General features: G+C 59.5%; 7 protein-coding genes. All 7 read left to right on the top strand.

The genetic code is table 11. The annotated features are described in order from the left end of the window. Positions 1–203 precede the first annotated feature (203 nt). The 7 genes from CWO89_RS46305 to CWO89_RS34380 all read left to right on the top strand — a co-directional run bounded on the left by CWO89_RS46305 (position 204) and on the right by CWO89_RS34380 (position 10,274). A complete protein-coding gene (locus tag CWO89_RS46305) occupies positions 204–377 on the top strand; it encodes a hypothetical protein (protein ID WP_165421447.1) in 174 nt (57 codons plus the stop codon). Between the two features lie 632 nt (positions 378–1,009). Further along, on the top strand, positions 1,010–2,734 hold the full coding sequence (locus CWO89_RS34405) for a type VI secretion system-associated FHA domain protein (protein ID WP_130582907.1): 1,725 nt from the start codon (positions 1,010–1,012) through the stop codon (positions 2,732–2,734). Next, a complete protein-coding gene (gene tssJ, locus CWO89_RS34400) occupies positions 2,734–3,243 on the top strand; it encodes a type VI secretion system lipoprotein TssJ (protein WP_130582906.1) in 510 nt (169 codons plus the stop codon). The genes CWO89_RS34405 and tssJ overlap by 1 nt, the downstream gene beginning before the upstream one ends. 63 nt (positions 3,244–3,306) lie before the next feature. Continuing rightward, positions 3,307–4,647 (top strand): type VI secretion system baseplate subunit TssK, encoded by a 1,341-nt coding sequence (tssK, locus tag CWO89_RS34395; RefSeq protein WP_165421446.1) that lies wholly within the window; start codon positions 3,307–3,309, stop codon positions 4,645–4,647. A 14-nt stretch (positions 4,648–4,661) separates the two neighbouring features. Then, positions 4,662–5,540, top strand: a complete 879-nt coding sequence (gene icmH, locus CWO89_RS34390) for a type IVB secretion system protein IcmH/DotU (protein WP_130582904.1) — start codon at positions 4,662–4,664, stop codon at positions 5,538–5,540. 6 nt (positions 5,541–5,546) lie between these two features. Next, positions 5,547–9,110: a type VI secretion system membrane subunit TssM gene (tssM, locus tag CWO89_RS34385; RefSeq protein ID WP_130582903.1), complete on the top strand. Its 3,564-nt coding sequence runs from the start codon at positions 5,547–5,549 to the stop codon at positions 9,108–9,110. A 318-nt stretch (positions 9,111–9,428) separates the two neighbouring features. Next, positions 9,429–10,274 (top strand): serine/threonine-protein kinase, encoded by an 846-nt coding sequence (locus CWO89_RS34380; protein ID WP_245476712.1) that lies wholly within the window; start codon positions 9,429–9,431, stop codon positions 10,272–10,274. Positions 10,275–10,318: the final 44 nt, after the last annotated feature.

Here is a 10,318-nt window from a genome sequence, read left to right as displayed (position 1 = left end):
TCTGAATTCGGCGCTCATGATCGCGCGAAATCGCTGCTCACCATCAGTGAAATATGCAGATTGGCTGTGAAGACCCCCTCTGGACCGCAGGGCCCTCCGCTGCGAACGCCCGAGCGAAGACACCTCCTCCTGCTTTCGTATCCGATTGGCGACATGTAAGTCCAGAAGCCGCCGCCGAGAAAGAGGACGAGAACGCAGACTTAATGAAGCAGAAGCCGACCGGGCTCTACACTCGCACCGCATCTGCATTCTTTTTGGATAGCGACAAACTCAATCTGCCCGCAGCAAAGAAGGTCTCCCATGTCGATGCCGTCGATATCGAACTCCAATATGCGAGCTTCGGGGCAGAATTCGGTGCTGCATCGCGTTTGCAATAACTCGCCGGGGACACCAGACTTCTGCCCGCTCGTTTCAAGACGCAAGCACTGCCGGGTCGTTGAATACACTGCCTGCCGCAAGCGGCGACGCATCTCTGGGGCGGCCCAAGTCGACGCCATGTTGGCTCGACAAGCTGCCGCTGTCCGTTTGGTCAAGGATAGCTAGACAACACTGGGCCGATGTAGTCAAAAAAATCGCCTGAGGGTTCACCTTGTCCGGTGTCTGACGACTGCACGAGCCTCTGTCAGTTTGAGAACAACGGCGTCATTCGCCGGACCAAAAATTCTTAATGTTCAATCAGTGGCTTAGGTTGGAGGTGCCGTTGGCACGACCGTTGCTATCGAAATCTGGCAACATTAATTGGCGGAGTGCACATAGATGCGTAAGACGACCGATGCGCTCCTTTGCTTGAGTTCGCACGCCTTGTTTCTGAGAGAGAAAGCCCGCGCGGTCTCCGATGCAGCTGAGCGCACGAAGAGACCATCCTTTTCGCCTTGCGCAACCGGCGCATGAGACAATCGATCGGCCCAGCAACAATGCTGCCCAGTCGAAAGCAATGCTGCCGCCACGGCAATTTCAATGGGACGCTCGGATGACCACTTGTGCCGGCGAACAAGCCTGAAGGTGCAGGATGCATCTCACACTCGGAGTCCTCGGAGAGAACGCCGAGCCCTTGGGCCGCTACGCTAGGCAGGCGTTTGGACCGGAAGGGGGCTCCATCGGTCGCGGGCGCGGTTGCTACTGGCGGCTTCCAGATCCAACCAACACGCTGTCAGGACACCACGCGTTGATCGCATTCAATGGCATCGGTTTCACGATCACCGATACAAGCACCAATGGTGTGTACATCAACACGGTGGACGCACCGCTGGGACGCGGCAATACCACGCCGCTAGCTGATGGCGATACGCTATATTTGGCGAATTACGTCCTCTCGGTAATGATCGAGGACGATCCTGTCGAGGAACGTCAACGGCTAGGCTTGACAGGGTCGAAAGCGGTGTGTGTCGGCCGTACCACGCCGAGGTTGCCGTCTCCTACACTCACCCAAGAGTCCGCAACTGCAGCCGTTCCGACTGCCACACCGTCGGTAAGCGATGCGCACCTTCCTCCCGATTTCTCAATGGTGACTGGCCCGCGCCCGATCTTCTATTCAGCGGCACAATGCGAGCCGCAGGCACCTCATCCGCCATCCTTCCCTGGAGACAAGCCGCTCAGCAGCGACATCGAGGCTGTGGATCCGACATTGGCGGATCTTGCTCGACGACCATCGAGCGCTGCCACGACCCAGAGGCCGTCCTCGCACGCGCAATCGGCAAATGTCGGATCAATTCCGTTGTCATCGGTCGACACGCCATTTATCGAGCCATCCCAACCGCTGCCCTCTGCCCCCTCCAATGGCAGGAGTGTATTGTCGAATGGCCATCCTGCGCCAATCATCCCTGAGGATCTCGATCTTGGCGATCTGTTGCCGGGACCGGTCTCGTGCCGCATGCCATCGGTGTCGTCGCAGCGAACTAAAGCGCGCCTCAATGAGCCGAACGGAGCGCTCCGGATCGCGCCTAAGCCGACCGCCTCCTCCCCGACGAATCACCTCGGGAAATTGCGGAATTTTGGTTCAAGGTCGCCGCCGCCCGATGAGCGGGAGCTCGATCGGCTGCTGCTGAGACTGAAGGAAACTGCTGCGCCGCGCGTGGCCGGCGCTACTGAGATAAGAACCGCGACAAGGAGCGGTGCTCCGCCGTTGCCTGCGAACCCTCCATCCGACACAGACGAACTGCAGGCGTTCTGGAATGCGCTCGGTTTCAATCCGGATCTTGAGCCGCCAGCACAGCGTCGAGAGTTCTTTGCCGAACTCGGCCATGCGGTCGCCGAGATGACGAACGGGCTGCATTCGATACTGGCGGCGTGGGCTATGCTCAAGAATGAGTGCCAAATCGGGCCGACGCAGACACGCGCCGGGAATGACAACGCAGTACAGTTCACCAACAGCAATCATGTCCTCCGCGAGGCGCTCGCAAAGGATCACGGATTTCGGTTGCTCTCCCGGTCGGTGCGCGCAGGCTTCGAGGACATCAAAGCCCATGAGGTCGCGGCAATGGCGGCAATGAGAGGCGCGGTCAGCAATGTGCTCACGCACATGAGCCCCCAGCGTATCGAGAGCGACGGTGCAAATAGCGGGCTTTTCGACGCTCGCATCAACAAGGCCAAGTTGTGGGACAGATTTGTGGAGCTGCACGCATCGATGGTCGGTGACATTGATCGAACGGCGCGCTCCTATATCGCAGAAGAATTTGCCCGAAGCTACGAAACGCAACGCTCAGAACCTGGCCGGAATGAAGGAAAGACGGCGTAATGGCGTTGCCGAACACCCTCCATTGTTTGTCCGTCGTTGGCGGTGCGTTGCTGATGGCCGCTGCGGCCACTAGTTGTTCGACTGAGAAGACCTCTAAGACGACGCCCATCAAGTTCGTCATCGAGGCCGATGAACTCGTCAATCCGAACGCGCACGGCAAGCCGTCGCCGGTCGTTGTGCGCATTTACGAACTGAAGTCGACGACCACCTTCACCCAGGCGCAGTTTTTCGAGCTGTTCGACGATGACACCAAGCGGCTTGGGCCGGATCTGGTGGCCAAGCGTGAGGTCGAGCTGACCCCCGGCGATAAGGTCGACTTCGAGCGCGATACGCCGATCGAAACCCGAAATGTCGGCGTTATCGCAGGCTTCCGCGCGGGCAACGATGCCCAGTGGCGCTCAACTGCCGAAATCAAGCCCGATCGTGACAACAGAATCTTGGTAAAATTGACTGCTGGGGCTGTGAGCATTGAGCAGGAAGCTAGCCGACACTGGTGGAAAATCTTCTGACCGGTCCGCCGTGATCAATAGCCGGGCAGATGCACATTTGGAATGTCAGCGAAGAGGCGCCTAGTGTCTGCGACAAGCAAACCGATCTGGTCCGAAGGCATGTTGGTGCGTCCGCAGCACTTTCAGCAATACGACCGCTGGATCGAGCAGTTGGTCGAGAACCGCGTTTCTGGTCTGGTCGGCTACGGCTGGGGCATTCGAAAAATTGCGTTTGATCGTAATCTTCTGGCGCTTGGCCAAGTCGCGCTTACCGAACTTGAAGCGATTATGCCCGACGGTACCGCTCTTCATGCACCGGACCATGTCCGCCTTCCGAGCGGACGAATCCCTCCGCCGGCTGCGAAAGATCTGCTGGTCACGATCGCAGTGGGCTCGCGCCGCCAGGCCGGCAGCGATGTCTGTTCCGGGGATGCACTCGCGCACCGCTACGATCAGGAAGTCTTGCAGATCCGGAATGCGAGCGCGCCTGAAAAGGCTCCGGTCGATATCAAGGTTGCGTCGCTATCAACACATCTCATCTTTGACGGCGAGGAACAGGGAGATCTGATCACGCTGCCTATCTGTCGCATCCGTGATATCGATCCGGCTCGCGCGATCACGTTATCCGACACCTACGTTCCGCCTGCCATCGACATCCACGCAGTTAAGCCGCTGGTCGCGCTGTTGAACGAGGTCAGATCGCTGATGCGGACACGCGCAGAGGCGCTTTCTGCGCGCGCGGATCCCTCGCGCGCGACGGCAGACGGAGCCGGACTGATTGATCTTTTTACATTGTCGATCGTGAACGGGGCAGAAGCCGTGCTCGACCACTTCGCAGCAACACGTGGGCATCACCCTGAAGCCCTCTTCCGCGCATTGTTGAGCCTTACCGGGCAGCTGTCGAGTTTCGTTGGCGATCGCCGCAAACCGCAAGTGATGCTTTCCTATCGGCATGAGGATCTCGAAAGCTGCTTCACGCCGTTGAGTGATATCCTGCGTAGACTGCTGTCTGTTGTGATCGAGAACGCCGCAATATCGCTTCCTTTGCAGGACCGAGGCTATGGCATTCTGACCGGCCTGATCACCGACCGCACCTTGTTCCAGGACTCTAGGTTCGTTCTCATCGCTGTGGCAAGTGTACCGGGCGAAGCGTTGCGCAACCAGCTTCCGGCGCAGATGAAAGTAGGCTCGGTCGAGCAGATTCGCGATCTCGTCAATCTTCAGCTCCCAGGTGTTCCGATTCACGCACTCGCTGTGGCGCCGCGCGAGTTGCCCTACATCCAGAATGCCGTCTATTACGAGCTGGACCAGTCGGTGGAGCTCTGGCGCATCCTGCCGCGCTCGGCGGCCTTTGCTTTCCACGTCAGCGGTGACTACTCGGATCTCCATCTCGAGTTCTGGGCCATCCGTGGGCAACGTACGTGACGGGTGCGAAACACATGGATGAACCGACAGTCATCGGACGCAGGCCAGTCGGTCCGGCTCGTAACACTCAAGTCGGGCAATCCTCCGCTTGCGTTGCGCCGAAGATCGCCTTCCCGACAGGCGCTCTGTCGTCGCCTGTATCTGAATCCGACGAGGTGTGGGCAGCGAACCATGCCGAGATCGTCGTGCAAAGCCTGTTTGAGCCAAAGGCAGTGGAGGACGCCTTGGTCGCGGCCGCGACACCGCTCTTTTCGGTCGTCGCGCAGCTTCGCATCGCCGACGAAGCCGATATAGGCGTGTTGCGTCGCGTAATTGTCGAGCAAATTCGCCGCTTCGAGGTGCGTGTGACCAAAGATCAGGTGAGCGACAGCGATGTCACAGCCGCCCGTTATGTGATATGCGCGTTGCTGGACGAAGCGGTGATGACCACGCGCTGGGGCCGTGAGAGCGCCTGGAGTGACAACAGTCTGCTTAACCAGTTCCATAACGAGACGTGGGGTGGCGAGAAGGTTTTCCAGATACTCGAACGCGTGCAGGCAAAGCCGGCCAAGTATCTCGCCTTGCTCAAGCTCATCAACATCTGCCTGTTGATGGGGTTTGAGGGCAAATATCGCGTGGTGGAAGGAGGCCGCGAGCGGCTTGAAGACCTACGTTCCGACGTTCGGCGTCTGTTGCGGGATTATACGAGCGAACCACCGGCCGAACTATCGATCCGATGGCGCGGCGCCAAAGTACGTACGCGGGTGCGTCGCTACGCGCCGTTATGGATCATCTTCACCGCCGCAGCCGTCACTGGGCTGATCGGCTACGGTGTCTTCCGTTGGCGTCTATCGGACGAACTCGCGCCCGTTGAGCAGCTGCTCGTCATGATCGGCCAGTCCGGACCACGCTAAAGGGGGGTGCAGGTGTTTGGCGCTCGATTCGCGGCCCTCTTTTCGGTTCGAAGCATCATCACGCTGGTCACCTTGTTGCTGGTCGACGCGATGATTTGGTTCGGCGGTCCCCACCTTGACCTGTTCGATCAGCATCCGCTGGTTTCGAAGGCGGTTCGCGCGGCCATAATCGGCTGCCTCTCCCTGACGGTCGTCGTCACCATCGTTGTCCGTTACTGGCTGGCGCGCCGTGCTAACCGACGTGTTATCAAGTCATTGATGGCGAGCGAGGGCCTCGTCACGACCTCCAAAAATCGTGGCGAGGAGGAGATCGATCTCATCCGTGGACGCTTCGAGGGCGCGCTGAAGGTCCTGCGCAATACGGTGTTCGCCGGCAAGCGCGGACCGAGCTATCTGTTCGAGTTGCCCTGGTACATCATCATTGGACCATCAGGAGCCGGAAAGACAACGATCCTGCGCAACTCGGGGCTCGAGTTTCCGTTGGCCGAACAGCTTGGCGTCGATCCGGTGGCCGGTGTCGGCGGCACGCGAAACTGCGACTGGTGGTTTACCGAAGAGGCAGTGTTTATCGACACGGCAAGCCGTTATACGACACAGGATACGGATGCCGAGGTCGATCGCGCGGCCTGGCATGGCTTTCTCGATCTTCTTACCGTGCATCGGCGCCGGCGACCGATCAACGGCATCTTGGTTGCGATCAGCCTGCGCGATCTCTTATCGGGCGATGACAACCGGCGCAGGCTCGTCCAGTCGATTCGTTCGCGGATACAGGAGCTCGCCAAGACCTTTGGTATGCGTATTCCGGTCTATGTTCTGGTAACCAAATGCGATCTGGTAGTTGGCTTCACCGAGTACTTCGACGATCTCGACCATGATGGTCGTGCCCAGGTCTGGGGCAGGACCTTTCCTCTCGAGGGACCAGGCGATCACATCGACGACGCCGTAACCCTCGAGATTCAACAACTTGCCGAGCGGCTCGAGGGCAACTTGGCGTTCCGCATGCATGACGAACGTAATCATGACCGTCGTGCCATGATGTATATGTTCCCGAAAGAATTGTGGAGCATCCGGACCGCGGTCAGCGCCTTCGTTAGCGAGGTCTTCCGGCCGAGCCGATTCGAAGTGCAACCGATGCTGCGCGGGGTCTACTTGACTAGCGCTGCCCAGGAAGGAGTGCCGATTGAGAGGATGAGCGGTGCGATCAGGAGGAATTTCGGTCTGCACGCAAGCCCACCCACGCCGTCCATCGGGCCGGGAAAAACATTCTTCATCAAGAAGTTGCTGACCGACGTGATCTTCGCTGAGCAGGGGCTGGTCGGCCGCAATCTCAAACTCGAACGCAAGCTCGCGATCGTGCACTGCGGTGGCTACCTCGCGGCAGTCATACTGGTGGTCGCCGCGCTGACGCAGTGGTACGACGCATTCGCTCGCAGCGAAGCACGCATCGCTGAAACCAGAATGGCCGCACAGACAATGCAAGCGCGCCTCAAGGAAGCACGCGAGCCGCTGGATCTGGTCAAGCTCCTGCCGACCCTCAATTCCGCGCGCCGGCTGCGTCTGGCAGCTGGCGAGAACACGTGGGTTGCATGGCTCGGCGGCCTCGGGATTTCAGCAACCTCGGTGCTCGCGCCAGCTGCGCAACAAACCTATGACCAGATTCTGGTCGACCGCCTGCTGCCGGTTTTTGCTGGAAGGCTTGCCGTTCGGATTGATGCGCTATTGCGGTCGGGCAACGATACTCTGCTGGACCAGGCCAAGGAAACGTTCCGCACCTATTTGATGCTGAGCGATCCGAGGCACTTCGACCGCGGCAAGGTCGAACAGGCTATGCGCAGTGAAGTGGCGCGCACGTTTGCGCTCCAGACGACATCAGCTGGCGAACTGCAGGAGCATTTTTCACGTCTTATCGAGTTGCTGCCGAAACCCATCACGAGCGACCCAAAATTCGTCATTGCAGTGAGTTCGCGGCTGATGGAGCGTCCGCTCGTCGAGCAGGTCTACGCCCGGCTTTTGCGCGAAGGCGCCGAGAACACGCAGCTCCGGCCAATCGACCTCGTTAGTGTGCTGGGAGCCGGCCAGCTGGAGATAAAGCCCCAGGCTATTTTCACAATTGGTCAGCAGGATCTCCCTTCGTCGGGCGGCACTGCGATCATTCCAGGCATCTTCACACGGGATGGTTTGATCGATTTCCTGCTGCCGCACCTTCCACTCATTGTCCAGGACGAGCAAAGCGGCGACTGGGTCCTTGCCAACAGTTCGTTCGATGCGGCCGATACGCAACAGATCGTGCGCAAGGTCGTCGACCGCTATGTCGCCGATTACATTCGTATTTGGACGAATGCGCTGAGCCGCGTCCGCGTCGTCAAATTCGACGATATGGGGCGCGCCTCCGTGATCCTGCGCGGGCTGGCCAGTCCAGAAAGCGCACTGCAACAGATCATTTCCCTCGTACGCGACAATACGAACCTGCCGCCGCCCGGAGAGCAGACCGCGGTCAAGGCGGGCGAGACAACGGCCGCCGTATTCTCGGCGGCATTGGGCGACGCCCCCTGGCCGGGAACACGGATCACCGAAGCCTTCCGGCCTCTGGCCCAACTGGGCCTAGGCGGAGCCTCGGGAGAGGCGGCCAGCATGGATCACATCCGCGATCTTTTCGGCAGTCTGTATGCAACGATGGCCAATATCGCGACCGCGCCCGATCCCGGCCAGGCCGCATTTCAACTCTTTCAGCGCCGCATCAAGGATCCGGCCAACGATGCCTTCGGCACCTTGCGCGCTGACTCAGCGCGACGGCCCGAACTGGTCCGCACCATCATGAACGACGTCGCGCTCTCGACATGGAGCGTCTTGCTTCGAGAGGCACACGGTCATGTCGATACCGTGTGGACACGGGATGTGGCCCCGTCCTGCCAGGTGGCCATCTACCAGCGTTATCCATTGTTTGCGGCCGCAACCGAGGACGTAACTTTAAAGGACTTCGGCGATCTCTTTCGTCCCGGCGGCGTCCTCGATGATTATTTTCAGAAGTACCTGTCGCCATTTGTCATCGAGGGCAGAACCGGCCTTGGGCTGGCAGCTATCGACGGTGTGGCGGCGCCGATCCACACCGACGCCCTGAATCAATTTCAACGCGCGAGAGAGATACGAAAGTCCTTTTTCAGCGGCTCGGGTTCCGTTCCGGTTGTAAAGTTGAGCATCAAGCCGGTTTATCTTGCCTCCAAGTTTCTGCGCGCAACATTCGTCGTGGATGGCAAGGAGATCGTTTATCGCCATGAGGCGCCCCGTGCCTACGACCTTGAATGGCCGAGTCGAACCGATACAAGCACGGCCTCCGTCGCCCTTGCTTCTCTGGACGGAACCGAGGAGAGGATTGAGCGCTCAGGCCCTTGGGCTCTGTTCCGTCTCATCGATGCCTCGCGCCCCACCTCGCGTGGCGCTCCCGACCGTTTCACGATCGCGATCGGACGACCCGACCGGCCTGACGTGACCTATGAATTGCGGGCGGAAAGTGTAAGCAATCCGTTCAGCTTGGGTGTCCTTCGTTCGTTCCGATGTCCGGATCACCTATGATAGCGAGAGTTCTCAGCTTTGTAGGCAGGAGGCGGGCACATGCCGCTGGCGGCACCTTGGTGGGAGCGGTGAGGTCCGCCGCAATGCTGGTACGCCGCCCCTGGTGGCGATGAGTAAGCGACGCGACACGTTCCAGGTAGGTCGCAATTAGATCGTAACGGCAACACCGCATCATGAGTTCAGCGGATTATTGGCAGTCGACGTTCCGACGGGTAGGGTCCTGCCTTGCGCTTTTGCGCAACAGGCGACCAACGACATGAGTGCGATCATAGAATGCCTACTTGAGGCTGTGCTGTGAGTGAGATCCCCTTGGGATACGTGCTCGGCGGCCGCTTCGACCTGGCAGAGGTTATTGGCGAGGGCGGCACCAGCACCATCTATCGTGCGATCGATCGGATTGGCTTGTGGGCGCGTGAACAAAGTCCAGAAGTCGCAGTGAAGGTCATCCAACCACATGCGAAGATGCGCCAGAAATTAGTACCGCTGATGCACCGCGAGGCGCGTCTTTTGCGTGACTGCGTACACCGGAATTTGGTCAGGATCTACGATTCCGACTACGACGGCAAGTACCATTACTTGGTCATGGAGCTCTTGAAGGGCAGCTCGCTGGCGCAGGTCCTGGCCGATCGCCAGGGACGGCCGCTGTCACCCTCCGTGTCCTTTCAGATCGTCCGCGCCGTCGGGCAGGGCCTCGCTCACATGCACAGTCTAGGGATCGTCCATGGCGACATCAAACCGGGAAACATCTTCATGACCTCGACGGGCGAAATCAAGGTTGTGGACTTTGGGACAGTTCTCATGCTCGATCGTCCGCCGCGACGCGACGGGGCCACCGCTTTGCTCCACGACGTTGGACTGTTAACACCGGTTTATGCGTCGCCGGAGATGCTGATGGGTGAGCCGCGGACAGAAAGCGACGATGTCTATTCTCTCGCAGTGGTTGCCTATCTGACCCTGACCGGCAACCACCCGTATGCCCAGCGGCCAGCCAACGAGGCCCTCAACGCAAATCTCGCGCCGGCACCGCCGCCGACTATTTCGTCAGCGCAATGGCGGGTGCTCGCTTCGGGCCTTGCCCTCAACCGCGGCGACCGGATCGACACCGTCAGTGAGTTCGTCCGGCGGCTTGCCTGCCCGCGCTGGTTCTATCGATGGTGCGGTTAGCCGATGCCTCTGGTCGCAGCCATGCGCGTTCCCTTGGCAAGCTT

It is taken from the genome of Bradyrhizobium sp. Leo170, assembly GCF_004296405.1.
Lineage (GTDB): Bacteria > Pseudomonadota > Alphaproteobacteria > Rhizobiales > Xanthobacteraceae > Bradyrhizobium.
Note: the sequence above shows the minus strand (reverse complement) of the source record. Positions and strands in the feature narration are given on the sequence as shown.

Bases quoted from the DNA above. Each gene is read 5' to 3' on its own strand.
- tssJ (WP_130582906.1), top strand. From the start codon at position 2,734: ATGGCGTTGCCGAACACCCTCCATTGTTTGTCCGTCGTTGGCGGTGCG.
- CWO89_RS46305 (WP_165421447.1), top strand. From the start codon at position 204: ATGAAGCAGAAGCCGACCGGGCTCTACACTCGCACCGCATCTGCATTC.
- icmH (WP_130582904.1), top strand. From the start codon at position 4,662: ATGGATGAACCGACAGTCATCGGACGCAGGCCAGTCGGTCCGGCTCGT.
- CWO89_RS34405 (WP_130582907.1), top strand. From the start codon at position 1,010: ATGCATCTCACACTCGGAGTCCTCGGAGAGAACGCCGAGCCCTTGGGC.